We start from the raw sequence: 16,116 nt of genomic DNA on the forward strand, positions 1-16,116 counted from the left end.
GTCCGAGCCCTCAGATGCGGTAGCGGCGCAGCGCCGGGACCGCCGCGGCGAGCCCCAGCATGACCGCCACCACCAGCGCGCCGCCACCCACCACGGCCGCCCGGGGGCCGAACGCCGAGCCCGTGGTGCCGTGCAGCACGTCGGCCAGGCGCGGACCGCCCGCGACGACCACGGTGAACACCCCTTGCATCCGGCCGCGCATCTCGTCGGTCGCGGCGGAGAGCAGGATCGCGCCGCGGAACACCATGGAGACCATGTCGGCGATCCCGGCGGCGGCGAGGAAGGCCACGGCCAGCCAGAGGTTGCCGCTCAGCCCGAACCCGGCGACGGCCACGCCCCAGCCCACGACCGCGCCGATGACCATCCAGCCGTGCCGCCGCGCCCGCGAGAAGACACCGGAGAACAGGCCGCCGAGCACCGCGCCGACCGGGATCCCGGCGAACAGCACACCGAGGGCGAGCCCTTCGCCGTAGGAGGCGTACGTCTGCGCGGCCAGCTGCGGGAACAGAGCGCGGGGCATGCCGAAGACCATGGCCACGATGTCGGCCAGGAACGAGAGCAGCAGCACCTTGTGCCCGGAGATGTAGCGGAACCCGGCCGCGATCTCGCGCACCCCGGCCCGGCGGGCCGGCCCGTCACCCAGCGGCGGCAGCGCGGGCAGCCGGAACACCGCCCACACGGTGACGCAGAGGGCCAGCGCGTCGATCAGGTACAGCTCCGGCAGCCCGATGACCGGTATCAGCGCACCGGCCAGCAGCGGACCCGCGACGAGGCCGGTCTGCATCACGGTCGAACCGAGCGCGCCCGCCGCCGCCAGCTGCTCGGCCGGGACGAGGCGGGCGACGGAGGCGGTGCGGGCCGGGGAGTTCAGGCCGAAGAACGCCTGCTGCACGGCGAGCAGCAGCATGAGGACCACGACGGAGTCCAGGCCGGTGACGGCCTGTGTCCAGAACAGCACCGAGGTCACGGCGATCCCGCTGTTGGTGACCAGCAGGAGCTTGCGCCGGTCCACCGTGTCGGCGACCGCACCGCCCCACAGCGCGAACACCACCATGGGCACCAGACCGGCGAGGCCGGCGTAGCCGACCCAGGCCGAGGAGTGGGTGATGTCGTAGATCTGCTTGGGTACGGCGACCGCGGTCAGCTGGCTGCCGACGGCGGTGACGATGGTCGACGACCACAGCCGCCGGTAGGCGGGGATCCGCAGCGGCCGGGTGTCCATCGCCCAGCGGCGCCAGCCGCGCCGGGGCGGGGCCTGGGCGGCCGGGCTGTCGGTGCCGGTGTCACTGCCGGTGTCGGTGTCGGGTTCGGTGCTGCTCTCGCTCGTATCCACGGGCTTCCTGGTTGCTCGATACATCTTTCGATTTCGAGCCTCACTATGGCAGCAACTTCTGTGCCTGCCGAACCCGTTGTCCCAGGATCCGGTGTCCCAGGATCCGGTGTCCCAGGATCCGGTGTCTCTGGATCGGGCGTCTCTGGATCGGGCGTCTCAGGAGTCGGCGAGGAGCGTGGCGCCGAGCGCGAGCATGGTGACGGCGACCAGGCCGTCCAGGACCCGCCAGGCGGTGGGCCGGGCGAGGAAGCGGCCGAGCAGCCGCGCGCCGAAGCCGAGCGCGGCGAACCAGCACAGGCTCGCGACGGCGGCGCCGAGCCCGAAGGTCCAGCGCAGCGGGCCGCGGTCGGCGGCGAGGGAGCCGAGCAGGAACACGGTGTCCAGGTAGACGTGCGGGTTGAGCCAGGTCATCGCCAGGCAGGTCAGGATCGCGCGCCGCCGCGAGCCCACCGCCTCGCCCTCCGCGCGCAGGCCGGTACCGGGCCTGAGGACCCGGCGGGCGGCGAGGGCGCCGTAGCACAGCAGGAACGCGCCGCCGATGAGCCCGACGGCCCGTACCGCGCCCGGCCAGGCCACCACCACCGCCCCGACCCCGCCGACGCCGAGTGCTATGAGCAGCGCGTCGGACAGGGCGCAGATGCCGACCACGGCGAGGACGGCGTCGCGGCGCACCCCCTGGCGCAGGACGAAGGCGTTCTGGGCGCCGATGGCGACGATCAGGGAGAGGCCGGTGCCGAATCCGGCGGCCGCGGCGGTCAGTGCGTGGTTCATACCGTCGACGCTAGGCAAATGATCACTGCAGGTACAGCTAAAGATTCTTACGTATCCTTAGCAATCGTGATGGAAGAGCTTCCCCTGGAGCAGGTGCGGACGCTGCTCGCCGTGGTGGACGAGGGCACGTTCGACGCGGCGGCCGCGGCCCTGCACGTGACGCCGTCGGCGGTCAGCCAGCGGGTCAAGGCGCTGGAGCAGCGCACCGGCCGGGTGCTGCTCCAGCGCACCAAGCCGGTGCGCCCGACGGAGTCCGGGGCGGTGCTGGTCCGGTTCGCCCGGCAGCTGGCCAGGCTGGAGCGGGACGCGCGCGGCGAGCTGGGCCTGAGCGGTGCCGGCGAGCCGACGCGGGTGTCGGTCGCGGTGAACGCGGACTCGCTGGCGACCTGGTTCCTGGGAGCGCTCACCCGGGTGGAGGGTCTCTGCTACGAGCTGCACCGCGAGGACGAGGCCCACACGGCGGCGTTGCTGCGCGAGGGCCTGGTGATGGCGGCCGTGACCTCCTCGCCCGACCCGGTGCCGGGCTGCTCGGTCCGCCCGCTCGGCCGGATGCGGTATCTGGCCGCGGCCGCACCGGGGTTCACCGAGCGGTACCTGGACGGGCCGCTGCAGGATCTCCTGCCCGAGGCCCCCGTCGTACTCTTCGACCGCAAGGACAACTTCCAGGACGACTTCGTACGACGGCTCGGCGGCACGGGCGCCGGCCTGCTGCGGCACTACGTGCCGTCGTCGGAGGGCTTCGTCGACGCGGTCGCCGCGGGCCTCGGCTGGGGCATGATCCCGGAGCCCGAGGCCCGGCCGCTGCTGGACGAGGGCCGCCTCGTCGTGCTCGCTCCACGGGAGTGGGTGGACGTCCCGTTGTACTGGCAGCAGTGGAAGCTGGACTCCCCCGCGCTGGCGGCAGTGGCCGAGGCGGTGACGGCGACGGCGGCCGAGGCGCTGCGCCGGTGACGGCGACGGTCAGGGCGCCTGTGGGCCGAGCCGCCCGGCCGCACTGTCCAGCAGCATCTCCAGGGCGGTCGGGTAGGCGCTGGTGACCATGCGCCGGGCCAGCAGCGGGGCCGCCTCGGCGATGCGGGGGTGGGTGGCGCGGGGCAGCCGGGCGTAGGTCGAGTGCCACTTGTCCTCGTCGGCCCGCTGGGAGGCGCTCGGCAGGGCCAGGGACGCGGAGTCGAGGGCGGCGAAGGCCAGCGTCTGGTCGATGAAGGCGTGATAGACGCGGACCGTCTCCGGCAGCGGGAACCCGGCCGTGCGCAGGACGTCCAGGACCGTCTCGTCGGCGGCCAGTTCATGGGCGCGCCCGGTCACCCGGTTCGCGGTCAGCAGCGCCGCCTGCGGGTGCGCGACGTACGCGGCGTGGATGCGCAGCCCGATCGTCCGCAGGTCCGCCCGCCACTGTCCCGTCGGCTCCCAGCCCGCCAGGGCCTGACCGATGAGCGCGTCCCCGATGGCCAGGGTCAGATCGTCCATGCCGCGGAAGTACCGGTACAGCGTGCTGGGATCGCAGTCCAGGGCGAGGCCCAGGCGGCGCGCGGTGAGCCCGGTGCTGCCGTGCTCGCGCAGCAGACGCAGCGCGGTCTCGACGATCAGCGGCTCGGACAGCACGGTGCCGCTGCGGGTCGGACGGCGCCGGCGGCGCTTCTCCTCGGGCACCACGGGCTTGGGCACGGCGGATCCTCTCTGCTCTCCTTATGCCAACGCCATTGACCTTACGTCATGCCGGGGCGTTTGATTCCGGACAAGGCGCGCCTGCCCCGTCCCCGTTACGTTCGTGTCAGGCAGGGAGTTTCGTCATGCGTGTACTGCTCGTGGGAGCCGGCGGTGTGGGCACCGCCATCACCCGGATCGCGGCCCGGCGCCCGTTCCTCGACCTGATGGTGGTCGCCGACTACGACCCCGCCCGGGCCGAGGCGGCGGTCGCGGCCCTCGGCGACGCCGGAAGCCGGTTCCGCGCCGAGCGCGTGGACGCCTCCGACGAGGCCGGGGTGGCCCGGCTGCTCGCCCGCCACGGCTGCGACGTCCTGCTCAACGCCACCGACCCGCGCTTCGTCATGCCCCTGTTCCGCGCGGCGCGCGCCGCCGGCGCCGGTTATGTCGACATGGCGATGTCCCTGTCCCGGCCGCACCCGGCGCGGCCGTACGAGGAGTGCGGCGTCAAGCTGGGCGACGAGCAGTTCGCGCTCGCCGAGGAGTGGGAGAAGGCGGGCGCGCTCGCCCTGGTCGGCATGGGCGTGGAGCCCGGCCTGTCGGACGTCTTCGCCCGGTACGCGGCCGACGAACTCTTCGACACCATCGAGGAGATCGGCATCCGCGACGGCGCGAACCTCACCGTCGACGGCTACGACTTCGCTCCCTCCTTCAGCATCTGGACCACCATCGAGGAGTGCCTGAACCCGCCGGTCGTGTACGAGGCCGGGCGCGGCTGGTTCACCACGCCCCCGTTCAGCGAGCCGGAGGTGTTCGACTTCCCGGACGGCATCGGAGCGGTGGAGTGCGTGAACGTCGAGCACGAGGAGGTGCTGCTGGTGCCGCGCTGGGTCGGTGCGCAGCGCGTCACCTTCAAGTACGGCCTGGGCGGGGAGTTCATCGAGACGCTGAAGACCCTGCACCGGCTGGGACTCGACCGCACCGAGCCGGTGACCGTGCCCGGCCCGGACGGACCGGTCGCCGTCTCACCGCGTGACGTGGTGGCCGCGTGCCTGCCCGATCCGGCGACGCTGGGCGAGCGGATGCACGGCAAGACGTGCGCGGGCACCTGGGTGCGCGGCACGAAGGACGGGTCGCCGCGCGAGGTGTACCTGTACCACGTGGTCGACAACCAGTGGTCCATGACAGAGTACGGCTGTCAGGCGGTGGTGTGGCAGACGGCGGTCAATCCGGTCGTCGCCCTCGAACTCCTCGCCACCGGCGCCTGGTCGGGCACCGGTGTCCTCGGCCCGGAGGCCTTCCCCGCCCGTCCGTTCCTCGACCTGCTGACCGAGTACGGCTCCCCGTGGGGCATCCGGGAACAGTGACGGCCGGTATCAGCTGTTTCACCACGCATCGACAGGTGACCCGAAGGCGAGTACGCATCTTCCAGGGGCAGGTACGACCTCGATCGCAGGTGACGTTGATGGACGACTGGCGAGACCGCGCCGCATGCCGCCGCGAGGAACCCGACCTCTTCTTCCCGGTCGGCACGACGGGACCGGCGCTGGTGCAGACGCAGCGGGCGAAGGCGGTGTGCGGACGCTGCGGCGTCCGCGAGGAGTGCCTGCGCTGGGCACTGGACACCGGACAGGCCGCGGGTGTCTGGGGAGGCACGACGGAGACGGAACGCCGCGCCCGGGCTCGGCGCATGGGGGCGCGGCGCCCGCGCTAGGGTGCCGCGGATCCGGCGGCATTTCGCCCTGGCCCCGCACCGGTCGCCCCCGGTCCGCACCGGTCGCGCGACTGCGCCCGACCGATGCTGGTGAGCTACTTCGATCACCTCTCCGGGGGCTACGACACCTCCTGCCGCGGCACCCTCGCCGTTCCGCCGTTCGACACGGCTGAAGGCATCGGCCGAGGAGGCGCCCGGTGGCCGGATCACGGGGCGTCCACCGGTGCCGGAGCGGCCGGCAGCCGGAGTGTGAACACCGCTCCGGCTGCCGGCTCGCTCGCCACCTGCGCGGTACCTCCGTGAGCGGCGACCAGGTGGCGGACGATCGGCAGGCCGAGGCCGCTGCCGCCGGTGCGGCGGCTGCGGGACTTCTCGGCGCGCCAGAACCGGTCGAACACATGCGGCAGGTCCTCGGGGGCGATGCCCGAGCCGGTGTCGGTGACGGTCAGGACGACCGACTCGCCGTCGCGGCGTGCGGCCAGGGTGACCGTGCCGTCGGCGGGGGTGTGCCGCAGCGCGTTGGAGACCAGGTTCCCGAGCGCCTGCCGCATGCGCACGGGATCCGCGTCCAGCCAGGCGGTGCCGTCGGCCTCGGCGCGCAGGGCGACCCCGGCGGCGTCGGCGGCCACCCGGTGGGCGGCGGCGACCTGGTCGAGCAGATCGCCGGCGTGCAGCGGCTCGCGGTGCAGGCGCAGGGTGCCGGCGTCGGCGGCCGCGAGATCCTGCAGGTCGTCGATGATCCGCTGGAGCACCAGCGACTCCTCGTGCAGGGAGGCCAGCAGGGCCGGGTCCGGGTCGACGACACCGTCGCGGACGACCTCCAGCCAGCCGCGGATGTTGGTGAGCGGGCTGCGCAGTTCGTGGGCGATGTCGCTCACCATCGCCTTGCGCTGGGCCTCCAGGCGCTCGCGTCGCTCGGTCAGGTCGTTGAACGCCTCGGCGAGGATGCCGGTCTCGTCCCGGGTGGTCACCGGCACCCGCACATGCAGCTCGGGCGGCTGCTGGGCGGCCGCGGTCAGCGCGCGCAGAGGTCGTACGAGCCGTACGGCGACGACGGCGGTCACGGCGACGGTGACGGCGAGGACCAGCCCGGCCGCGCCGACCACCTTGGCCTTGTTGCCCGTGGACATGTCGAAGCGGGAGGGGTTCTGGTCCCCGATGCCGAGGAACAGCTCGGCGACCGGGGCGACATAGGGCTCCAGCTGGATGCGGCGGGCGCTCAGCACACAGCTCTGCGACGCCTGGACGGCGGCCTTGCTGTCGGCCACCCGGGGGGACTTGGACACCAGGAAGCCGCCGCCGAACGGATTCCTCGCGCTGGGGTCGAAGGTGAGGAACAGCGGGCCGCCGATGTCCAGTCCCGCCCGTTTCAGGCACGGCCGGGCCAGCGCCGTGAGGTCGGTCAGGGCCTGCTCCTCCGTCGGCGTGGGGGTGTTCAGCTGCCCGTCCGCGCACTGCTGCGAGGCATAGGTGATGTCGGTGCCCTCCGGGGTGCTGAGCACGGGGCGGCCGCTCGGGGTCCGGACGACCGTGGCGTCGACGCCGAAGTGCTCGTAGCACTGCCTGCGCTTGGCGGCCAGCGCGTCCAGCCGATCCCGCTCCTTGGCCGTGACCCGGTACGGGCCCACCACCCGGGGGTCGATGCCGCTGAGCTGGCTCCCGGTGTCGGTGTAGGTGTCGGTGCGCAGGGGGTCGACGGTGGCGGCGGGCCGGGGCGGCAGCGGGGTGCCGCGCGGCGCGGAGTCGGCGACCAGGGTGCGGTCGGCGTTCGTCAGGGCGATGCGCCGGCCGGTCCTGCGGGCCAGGTCACGGACCGTGCGCTGGACGCCCGACCAGTCCGGATGGGCGGCTGCGTACCCGCTGAGCAGGGCGAGGATGCTGTTGTCGGCGGCGAGGTCCTGGCCCTGCTCCTCCTTCAGGGCGCTGGTGGTGGTCGTCACCGCGAGCCAGGCGGTGGCCGCCACCGAGCAGACGGCGATGAGGGCCGAGACGGACAGCAACCGGACGAGCAGCCGTTTGCGCAGGGGTGTCCGGCGCTTCACGGCCGGCCCCCGGTCAGCTTGTAGCCGACGCCGAACACGGTCACCAGGCGCACCGGCCGCCGCGGGTCGGCCTCGATCTTCCGGCGCAGGTTCATGATGTGCACGTCGACGGCCCGCTCGGTGGAGGCCCGGTCGAAGCCGCGCGTGCACTGCAGCAACTGCCGCCGGGAGAACACCCGGTCCGGCTCCCCCGCCATGGCCAGCAGGATCTGGAACTCGGCCGGCGTGCACTCCACCGGCTTGCCATCGCAGCGCACCTCGTGCCGTACGGGGTCGACGCTGATCCCCGCTGCCCGTACGACCGGATCGTCGTCCCGAACACTCACGCCGCGCCCGCTTCGCCGCAGGACGGTACGGATCCGGGCCATCAGCTCGCGCGGGCTGTACGGCTTGGTCATGTAGTCGTCGGCGCCGAGTTCCAGCCCGAGCAGCACGTCGTCCTCGGCGGCTCGGGCGGTGAGCATCACCACGGGGATGTCCGGGTCGTCGCCGCCGCGCAGCACCCGGCACACCCCGAAGCCGTCGATCACCGGGAGCATCAGGTCGAGCACGACCAGGTCGGGTCTCAGACGCCGGGCCGCGTCGAGCGCGGCGGCGCCGTCGTGCACCACCGTGGCGGTGTGCCCCTCGGCCAGCAGGGAGCGGCGGATCAGTTCGGCCTGCTTCTCGTCGTCCTCGGCGACCAGCACATGCGCGCACACGAGTTCGGATCCTAGGTGGCTCAGAGGGCGAGCCGGCCGGCGTACCCCATGACGACCACCGGATGCCGGTCCGGGTCGGGGGTGCGCAGGAGGTCCTTCATGTGGGCCTTGGCGACGCTGACGCAGCCGTGAGCGGGGCCGCCGTGGTCGACGTGGAACCAGACTCCGCCGCCCCGGCGCAGGCCCAGGGGGCGGGTCCAGTCCAGGGGCGAGGTGCCCGGCCTGCGGTTGTGGGTGTGGACGCCGAGGGGGGAACGCAGGTCTCCGGCCGAGTGGTGGGCGCTCCAGCCGCGCAGCGCGTTGCAGGCGGGCCACTCGGTGCCCGCCTGCCAGCCGGTGGCGGTGCGCTCGTGCAGCACGACCGTGGAGAGCGGGGAGTTCCTGCCGCGTCCGGTGACGACGACGGCCTGCCGGGAGCGGTCCGGTATCGCGGCGTGGATCTTGGGGCCGAGGCCGGCTATGCGCCGGGGCGCCGACTCCGCCACGGGCTCGGACGTGGGGGTGGGCGTGGCCGCCGGCGTCGTGCGGGTGGCGGGGGTGCGGCGCTCGGTCGCCTCGGCTCCGCCGCCGCAGCCGGTGAGCAGCAGCGGGGAGACGAGGAGAGCGACGGCGGCTCTGCGATCGATCATGGGTCGACCCTGGCCGACACATGTTTGGAACCGGTCAGGTTCCACAACCTGTCAGGTTCCGGCAGCAGACCCTCTGGGCCACCTCTAGGCCTTGTTCGGCTTGCCCTTCGTGTAGAGCCAGGTGCGGAAGAGGCCGTCCAGGTCCTTCCCGGACACCCGCTCGGAGAGCTTGACGAACTGGGCCGTCGTACCGTGCCCGGCCCGGTGCTCGGTCGCCCAGGCGTGCAGGATGCGGAAGAAGTCCTGGTCGCCGACGGCCTTGCGCAGCTCGTGCAGGGCCATCGCGCCGCGGGCGTAGACGGGCGTGTCGAAGAGGTTCTTGCCGCTGCCCGGGTCACCGGGCGGGAAGGCCCACAGGCCGTCGTTCGCCGGGCGGGCGTAGAGAGCGTCGAAGGTCTTCTGGGCACTGTCGCCGCCGTGCTGCTCGCTGTAGAGCCACTCGGCGTACGTCGCGAAGCCCTCGTTGAGCCAGATGTCCTTCCAGGCGGTCAGCGAGACGGAGTCACCGAACCACTGGTGGGCGCTCTCGTGGACCAGGGTGCTCAGGTCGGGCGCCGAGTCGTAGACGGGCCGGCTCTGGGTCTCCAGGGCGTAGCCGACGTCGGGTGCGTGGTCGACGATTGAGCCGGCCGCGCGGAACGGGTACGGCCCGAACAGCTTGCTCTCCCACTTCAGTACCGAGGGCAGCTTCTTCAGCACGGGCGCGGCCGCGCGCGCCTCCCGGGCGTCGACGGCGTTGTACACCTGGATGCCGTCGTGGGTGGTGTACTGCTCGACCTTGAACTTGCCGACGGTGGCGGTGGCCAGGTAGGCGGCCATGGGCTCGGCCTGGCGCCAGCGGAAGGTGGTGCGGCCGTTCGCGGTGTGCTGCCCGCGCAGGACGCCGTTGGCGACGGCGGTGCGCCCCTTCGGGACCGTGATCGTGAAGTCGTACGACGACTTGTCCTTGGGGTGGTTGTTCCCCGGGAACCAGGTCATCGCGCCCTGCGGCTCGCCCGCGACGAACGCCCCGTCGTCGGTGCGGATCCAGCCGTCCGCCGAGCCGTCCGGGTCGGTGACCGCCTTGGGGGTGCCGTGGTAGGTGACGGTGACGCGGAACTCCTGGTCCTTGCGCAGCGCGTGACGCGGGGTGACGACGAGTTCCTGGCCGTTGCGGCGGAAACCGGCGGCGGCGCGGTCCACGGTGACGCCGGTGACCTTCAGCCCCTTGAGGTCCAGGTCGAAGCGGGTCAGCTTCTGTGTGGCGCGGGCGGTGAGGACCGCCTTGCCGTCGAGGTGCCGGGAGGTGGTGTCGTAGCGGAGCGTCAGGTCGTAGTGCTTGACGTGGTAGCCGCCGTTGCCGCTGAGCGGGAAGTAGGGGTCGCCGGCGCCGGACGCGCCTATGGTTCCGGCCGACGCGGGCCCGGCGGCGCCCAGCAGTGCCGCCACGGCGACGGGGACGGTGGCGAGGACCGCCTCACGGCGGAGGACTGCGGTGCGTCGTGGTGAGGTCTGTCTGTGCGCTGCCGTCATGGGCGCTCCCTTGGGGTGGCGATGATCATTCGCCCACAGACTAGGGCCGCGACTGTCTGCGTTTCCCCCTCATTCAGGTCAAGTCACGCCGCGTTGCCGCCGGGTGTCGCGGGGCGGCCGAAGTACGCTCGCGGAGCCGTCCGCGACCGAGGGGAGCCAGACCGTGAGCGTGCGCGTGCGCCGGATCTACGAGCCGCCGGAGACCGACGACGGCCTGCGGGTGCTGGTGGACCGGCTGTGGCCGCGCGGCCTCGCCAAGGAGGCGGCGCAGATCGACGAGTGGCCCAAGGGGCTCACGCCGTCGACGGAGCTGCGCCGCTGGTACCACGCGGGCGAGGGCTCGTACGAGGAGTTCCGCGACCGCTACGAGGCGGAACTGACCACTCCTGAGGCCGCCGAACTCCTCGACGGCCTCAGGGAGTCGGCCCGCAAGGGGCCGGTGACGCTGCTGACGGCGTCCAAGACGCCGGAGCAGAGCCATGCCACGGTGCTGGCGGACCTGCTGCAGCGCTGAGGTCAGTCCGTCTGCTTCGCCGCCGCCCGGCCCGCAGCGCGGCCCGAGAACAGGCAGCCGCCGAGGAAGGTGCCCTCCAGGGCGTTGTACCCGTGGACGCCTCCGCCGCCGAAGCCGGCCACCTCGCCCGCCGCGTACAGGCCGCCGATGGGCGTGCCGTCGGAACCGAGGGCGCGGGAGTCGAGGTCCGTCTGGATGCCGCCGAGGGTCTTGCGGGTCAGGACGTGCAGCCGGACACCGATCAGGGGGCCCGCGGCCGGGTCGAGGATGCGGTGCGGGGTGGCGACCCGGCCGAGGCGGTCGCCGATGTAGCGCCGGGCGTTGCGGATGCCCTGGACCTGGGAGTCCTTGCTGTACGGGTTGGCGATCTGCAGGTCGCGGGCCTCGATCTGGCGGCGTACCTCGGCCGCGTCCAGCAGGGGCTTGTCCGTGAGGCCGTTCATCCTCTCGACCAGGCGCTCCAGGGTGTCCGCGGTGACGAAGTCCGCTCCCTTGTGGAGGAAGGCCTGGACGGGTGCGGGGGCGCCCTTGCCGAGCAGCCGGTCGCGCAGCACGGCCCCCCGGTCCTTGGCGGTGATGTCGGGGTTCTGTTCCGAGCCGGAGAGCGCGAACTCCTTCTCGATGATCTTCCGGGTGAGGACGAACCAGGAGTGGTCGTACCCGGCGATGTCCTCGGTGGTGCGCAGGTGCTTGAGGGTGTTGAGGGTGTCGTAGCCGGGCAGGCAGGGGTCGGGCAGGCGGCGGCCGAGGGCGTCGAGCCAGATGGAGGACGGTCCGGGCAGGATGCGGATGCCGTGGCCGGGCCAGATGGGGTTCCAGTTCTGCAGGCCCTCGGTGTAGTGCCACATGCGGTCCCGGTTGACCAGGCGCACGCCCGCCTCGGCGCTGATGTCGAGCATGCGGCCGTCGACGTAGGCGGGGACGCCGGTGACCATCTCGGCGGGGGGCGTGCCGAGCCGCTCGGGCCAGTAGCGGCGGACGATGTCGTGGTTGGCGCCGATGCCGCCGGTGGTGACGATCACGGCCTGGGCGGTGAGTTCGAAGTCGCCGACGCGGTCGCGGCTGGAGGCCACGCCGCGCGGCGCGTCGTCGTCGGCCAGGACGGTGCCGCGCACCCCGCGGGCCGCGCCGTCCTCAAGGACGAGTTCGTCGACCTGGTGGCGGTGGTAGAAGGTGAGCAGCCCGTCGCGGGCGGCCTGCCGGGCGTACCGGACGAAGGGTTCGACCACGCCGGTGCCGGTGCCCCAGGCGATGTGGAAGCGGGGTACTGAGTTGCCGTGCCCGTCGGCGCGCAGGTCGCCGCGCTCGGCCCAGCCGACGGTCGGCAGCAGCGTGATGCCGTGCCCCGCCAGCCAGGACCGCTTCTCGCCGGCCGCGAACTCGACATAGGCGCGGGCCCAGCGCACCGCCCAGGAGTCCTCGTCCTCCAGGCGGTCGAACCGGGCGCTGCCCCGCCAGTCGTTCCAGGCGAGGTCGAAGGAGTCCTTGATGCCGAGGCGCCGCTGCTCGGGCGAGTCGACGAGGAAGAGCCCGCCGAAGGACCAGAACGCCTGGCCGCCGAGGTTGGCGGCGTTCTCCTGGTCGACCAGGGCGACGCGCCGGCCCCGGCTGGTGAGTTCGTGTGCCGCGACCAGGCCGGCGAGGCCCGCTCCGACGACGATGACGTCCGCGTCCATGGCGTCCGTTCCTTCCTTCCGCTTGCTTCTGCTTGCGTCTGCTTCCGTCCAGGTCCGCCTACGGCTCATACGGGGGTGCCGCTGCCGTCGGTCAGCAGGGCGGTGAGCAGTTGCTTGAGCCAGGTGCGGGCCGCGTCGACGTCCTTGTCCAGCAGCAGCTGGGTGGTGACGCCGTCGTAGGCCGCGACCACCGCGCGGGCGGCGCCGTCGGAATCGCCGAGCACGGCGGGCAGTTCGGTGTGGCCGCGGGCCCGGAAGAGCCGGTCGGCGATGGCCTCCCGGAGCCGGGTGCGGTGATCGAGGAGGGCGTGTGCGACGGCCGGGTCGCGGGCCGCGTGCACCAGGAAGTCGGTCTTCACCAGCAGCCAGTCCACGTCGAGGAGCAGGACCTCGGTGACCCGGTCCACGGAGGCGGGCACGTCGAGGTCGGGTCCGTCCTGGGCGAGGGCGTCGGCCACCTGGGCGGCGATGAGGTCGGCGCGCTCCTGGTAGAGGGCGAAGAACAGCTCGTCCAGGGTGGCGAAGTTGGAGTAGAAGGCGCCCCGGCTGTAGCCGGCGGCCTCGCAGACCTCCTCGATGGAGACGCGGCCGAAGCCCTTGGCGGCGAACACCGCGAAGGCGGCGTCGAGCAGGTTGGCCCGTGTCCGCGCCCGCCGCTTGGTGACCCGCCGTGCCGTGTCCTGCGCCGCCATCGCCGAGACCTCCGTCGCCCCCCACCCCCTGCGTTCGATACAGGAATGTATCCGATACACCGACGCATCGAAAGACCTTCCATGATGGGAACGTATTTTCGATTGAGGAGTAAGCTGGATCCATGTCCACGCACCTCCAGGGCTCCCTGTTCGATCAGACCGACGAGCTGCGGCTCGGCTCCCTCGACGGGCTGCACCGGACCGAGCTGGGCCGGGGCGCCTGGATCGACGTGCTGCCGGGCTGGCTGAGCGGCGCCGACGCCCTGTTCGAACAGCTGGCGGCCGAGGTCCCGTGGCGGGCGGAGCGCCGCAAGATGTACGACAACGTGGTGGCCGTACCGCGTCTGCTCGCCTTCTACGGGGCACAGGACCCGCTGCCGCACCCCGTCCTGGACGAGGCCCGCACGGCCCTGTCCGCGCACTACGCCGAGGAGCTGGGCGAGCCGTTCACCACCGCCGGGCTGTGCTTCTACCGCGACGGCCGGGACAGCGTGGCCTGGCACGGCGACCGGATCGGGCGGGGCGCCCGTCAGGACACGATGGTCGCGATCCTCTCCGTCGGCGCGCCGCGGGACCTGCTGCTGCGGCCGGCCGAAGGCGGCGGCACCACGGTCCGGCGGCCGCTCGGGCACGGCGACCTCGTCGTGATGGGCGGCTCGTGCCAGCGCACCTGGGAGCACTGCATCCCCAAGACCGCCCGCGCCACCGGACCGCGGATCAGCATCCAGTTCCGGCCGCACGGCGTGCGGTGACCGGCCCGTTCCGGCCGCCCTCTTGCGGAGGGCGGTGCGCCATCTGGTTGGCTGTCCCCGACGACCAGTCGCTCTGGGCCTCGGGGAGATCATGCAGGCAGACGTACGCCAAGTCGCCGACGGCACCTACCTGGTGCACGGCCACAACACCAACTGGGTGATCCTCAAGGACGGCGACGCCGTCACACTGGTGGACACCGGGTACCCCGGGGACCGGCAGGGCGTCCTCGAATCCCTCGCCACGGTGGGCAGTGCCCCCGAGGCGGTCGCCGCCGTACTGATCACCCACGCGCACAACGACCACATCGGCTCGGCCGAGTATCTGCGCAGCACCTACGGCACCCCGGTCTACCTCCACCCGGCGGAAGTCCCGCACGCGCGCCGGGAGTTCCTCCAGCAGGCCACGATCGGCGACGTCGTGCGCAACGCCTGGCGGCCCGGTGTGGTGCCGTGGGCGGTGCACGTGATCCGCGTGGGCGGGATCGAGCACAACCCGGTCACCGCTCCCGAGCCGTTCCCTGCCGAGGGCGCGCTCGATCTGCCGGGCCGGCCCGTCCCCGTGCACACCCCCGGCCACACGGACGGCCACTGCGTATACCACCTGCCCGACGCCGGCATCGTCATCTCCGGCGACGCCCTGGCCACCGGCCACGCGACCTCGCGGCTCAAGGGCCCGCAGATGCTGCACGACTTCTTCCACCACGAGCGGCCCCGGGCCGTGGCCTCGCTGGAGCTGATCGGAGCGCTCGACGGCGACACACTGCTGCCCGGGCACGGCCCGGTCCACCGGGGCTCCGTGCGGGCCGCCGCCGAACAGGCCAGGGAACGCGCCTCCTGAGGATGCCCGGTGGGGGCTTAGGGTTCGTCCCATGGCCTTGCAGATCAGCGCCACGAACCCGGAGCACCCCGCGCTCCTGCTCGAACTCCCCTGGGACGTGCCCCTGGAGGAGTGGCCCGAGGAGTACCTCGTGCCGCTCCCCCGGGGCATCTCCCGGCACGTCGTGCGCTACGCGCACGCCGGCGACGAGGTGATCGCGGTCAAGGAGCTGGCCGAGCGGCCCGCCCTGCGCGAGTACGAGCTGCTGCGCGACCTGGACCGGCTGGGCATCCCCGCTGTCGACCCCCTCGCGGTGATCACCGGCCGCACCGACCGCGCCGGCGCTCCGCTGGAGCCGGTGCTGGTGACCCGGCATCTGCGCGGCTCGCTGCCGTACCGATCGATGTTCGAGACGACCATGCGCCCGGCGACCATGCACCGGCTGATGGACGCCCTCGCGGTGCTGCTGGTGCGGCTGCACCTGGCCGGGTTCGCCTGGGGCGACTGCTCGCTGTCCAACACGCTGTTCCGCCGGGACGCGGGCGCCTACGCCGCGTACCTGGTGGACGCCGAGACGGGCGACCTGCACCCCCGGCTCAGCCCCGGGCAGCGGGAGTACGACCTCGACCTGGCCCGGGTGAACATCAGCGGCGAGCTGCTGGACCTGGAGGCGTCGGGCGCGCTGCACCCGTCCGTCGACCCCGTCGAGTTCGGCCACGAGATCTGCACCCGCTACGGCGGCCTGTGGCAGGAGCTGACCCGCACCTCGGTGTACCCGGCGGGCAAGTACCACTACATAGAGCGCCGGATACGCCGCCTGAACGACCTCGGCTTCGACGTGGCCGAGATGCAGATCGAGCACTCCTCGAACGGCGACACGGTCACGTTCGTGCCCAAGGTCGTCGACGCCGGCCACCACCAGCGCCAGCTGCTGCGGCTGACCGGCCTCGACGCCGAGGAGAACCAGGCCCGGCGGCTGCTCAACGACCTGGAGAGCTGGATGGCAACCCAGGACGACTACGCGCCCGGCGATCCCCTCGCCGCCCGCCCGGAGGTGCTGGCCCACCGCTGGGTACGGGACGTGTTCCGGCCCACCGTCCGCGCGGTCCCGCTGGAGCTGCGCGGCACCATGGACCCGGCCGAGATCTACCACGAACTGCTCGAACACCGGTGGTACCTGTCCGAGCAGGCGCAGCACGACATAGGCCTCGACACCGCGGTCGAGGACTACATCGCGAACGTCCTGCCCAAGGCCCGCGCGACCCTGGAGCCGACGACCCCCGACCAGACCACGCGTACCGGGCCCGCGTGACCAG

Annotated in this window: 16 protein-coding genes; 7 read left to right on the forward strand and 9 right to left on the reverse strand. The window is 72.7% G+C overall.

The genetic code is table 11. From position 1 onward, the window contains the following. Positions 1-10: 10 nt before the first annotated feature. Both ACWC5O_RS17335 and ACWC5O_RS17340 read right to left on the reverse strand, forming a co-directional pair. Positions 11-1,333 carry an MFS transporter gene (locus ACWC5O_RS17335; protein WP_450587479.1) on the reverse strand — a complete coding sequence of 441 codons (1,323 nt, stop codon included), beginning with the start codon at positions 1,331-1,333 and terminating at the stop codon, positions 11-13. Positions 1,334-1,489: 156 nt separating this feature from the next. After that, positions 1,490-2,104, reverse strand: coding sequence for a LysE/ArgO family amino acid transporter (locus ACWC5O_RS17340; protein ID WP_450587480.1), 615 nt, complete (start codon positions 2,102-2,104; stop codon positions 1,490-1,492). A 66-nt stretch (positions 2,105-2,170) separates the two neighbouring features. On the opposite strand from ACWC5O_RS17340, the gene ACWC5O_RS17345 reads away from it, so the two are divergent. Further along, complete coding sequence (locus tag ACWC5O_RS17345; protein ID WP_450587481.1) at positions 2,171-3,055, forward strand: LysR family transcriptional regulator ArgP; 885 nt, start codon at positions 2,171-2,173, stop codon at positions 3,053-3,055. A gap of 9 nt (positions 3,056-3,064) precedes the next feature. Here the strand turns inward: ACWC5O_RS17345 and ACWC5O_RS17350 are convergent, their stop codons facing one another. Beyond that, entirely contained in the window at positions 3,065-3,772 is a 708-nt protein-coding gene (locus ACWC5O_RS17350; RefSeq protein WP_450587483.1) for a TetR/AcrR family transcriptional regulator, read from the reverse strand. A gap of 125 nt (positions 3,773-3,897) precedes the next feature. Here ACWC5O_RS17350 and ACWC5O_RS17355 point away from each other — a divergent pair, with 125 nt between their 5' ends. Beyond that, complete coding sequence (locus ACWC5O_RS17355; protein WP_450587485.1) at positions 3,898-5,118, forward strand: saccharopine dehydrogenase family protein; 1,221 nt, start codon at positions 3,898-3,900, stop codon at positions 5,116-5,118. Positions 5,119-5,216: 98 nt separating this feature from the next. Then, positions 5,217-5,465 (forward strand): WhiB family transcriptional regulator, encoded by a 249-nt coding sequence (locus tag ACWC5O_RS17360; RefSeq protein ID WP_450587486.1) that lies wholly within the window; start codon positions 5,217-5,219, stop codon positions 5,463-5,465. Positions 5,466-5,671: 206 nt separating this feature from the next. Here ACWC5O_RS17360 and ACWC5O_RS17365 read toward each other — a convergent pair whose 3' ends face one another. From ACWC5O_RS17365 to ACWC5O_RS17380, 4 genes are all read right to left on the reverse strand, one after another. Then, positions 5,672-7,507 carry a sensor histidine kinase gene (locus ACWC5O_RS17365; RefSeq protein WP_450587488.1) on the reverse strand — a complete coding sequence of 612 codons (1,836 nt, stop codon included), beginning with the start codon at positions 7,505-7,507 and terminating at the stop codon, positions 5,672-5,674. Continuing rightward, positions 7,504-8,208, reverse strand: coding sequence for a response regulator transcription factor (locus tag ACWC5O_RS17370; RefSeq protein WP_450587490.1), 705 nt, complete (start codon positions 8,206-8,208; stop codon positions 7,504-7,506). Before ACWC5O_RS17370 ends, ACWC5O_RS17365 begins: the two co-directional genes overlap by 4 nt. 20 nt (positions 8,209-8,228) lie before the next feature. Beyond that, positions 8,229-8,837, reverse strand: coding sequence for a hypothetical protein (locus ACWC5O_RS17375; RefSeq protein ID WP_450587492.1), 609 nt, complete (start codon positions 8,835-8,837; stop codon positions 8,229-8,231). An 84-nt stretch (positions 8,838-8,921) separates the two neighbouring features. Beyond that, the gene (locus ACWC5O_RS17380; RefSeq protein ID WP_450587494.1) at positions 8,922-10,349 is read right to left on the reverse strand and encodes a M1 family metallopeptidase; all 1,428 of its coding nucleotides are present in this window, start codon (positions 10,347-10,349) and stop codon (positions 8,922-8,924) included. Positions 10,350-10,512: 163 nt separating this feature from the next. Here ACWC5O_RS17380 and ACWC5O_RS17385 point away from each other — a divergent pair, with 163 nt between their 5' ends. Continuing rightward, positions 10,513-10,863, forward strand: coding sequence for a DUF488 domain-containing protein (locus tag ACWC5O_RS17385; protein WP_450587495.1), 351 nt, complete (start codon positions 10,513-10,515; stop codon positions 10,861-10,863). A gap of 2 nt (positions 10,864-10,865) precedes the next feature. Here the strand turns inward: ACWC5O_RS17385 and ACWC5O_RS17390 are convergent, their stop codons facing one another. Continuing rightward, complete coding sequence (locus tag ACWC5O_RS17390) at positions 10,866-12,539, reverse strand: FAD-binding dehydrogenase (protein WP_450587497.1); 1,674 nt, start codon at positions 12,537-12,539, stop codon at positions 10,866-10,868. Positions 12,540-12,604: 65 nt separating this feature from the next. Next, positions 12,605-13,231: a TetR/AcrR family transcriptional regulator gene (locus ACWC5O_RS17395; RefSeq protein ID WP_450587498.1), complete on the reverse strand. Its 627-nt coding sequence runs from the start codon at positions 13,229-13,231 to the stop codon at positions 12,605-12,607. Positions 13,232-13,353: 122 nt separating this feature from the next. Here ACWC5O_RS17395 and ACWC5O_RS17400 point away from each other — a divergent pair, with 122 nt between their 5' ends. From ACWC5O_RS17400 to ACWC5O_RS17410, 3 genes are all read left to right on the forward strand, one after another. Next, complete coding sequence (locus ACWC5O_RS17400) at positions 13,354-13,983, forward strand: alpha-ketoglutarate-dependent dioxygenase AlkB family protein (RefSeq protein WP_450587500.1); 630 nt, start codon at positions 13,354-13,356, stop codon at positions 13,981-13,983. A gap of 91 nt (positions 13,984-14,074) precedes the next feature. After that, positions 14,075-14,821, forward strand: coding sequence for an MBL fold metallo-hydrolase (locus ACWC5O_RS17405; protein WP_450587501.1), 747 nt, complete (start codon positions 14,075-14,077; stop codon positions 14,819-14,821). 31 nt (positions 14,822-14,852) lie between these two features. Further along, entirely contained in the window at positions 14,853-16,112 is a 1,260-nt protein-coding gene (locus tag ACWC5O_RS17410) for a DUF4032 domain-containing protein (RefSeq protein ID WP_450587503.1), read from the forward strand. Positions 16,113-16,116 lie beyond the last annotated feature (4 nt).

This window comes from Streptomyces sp. NPDC001450 (assembly GCF_053597295.1).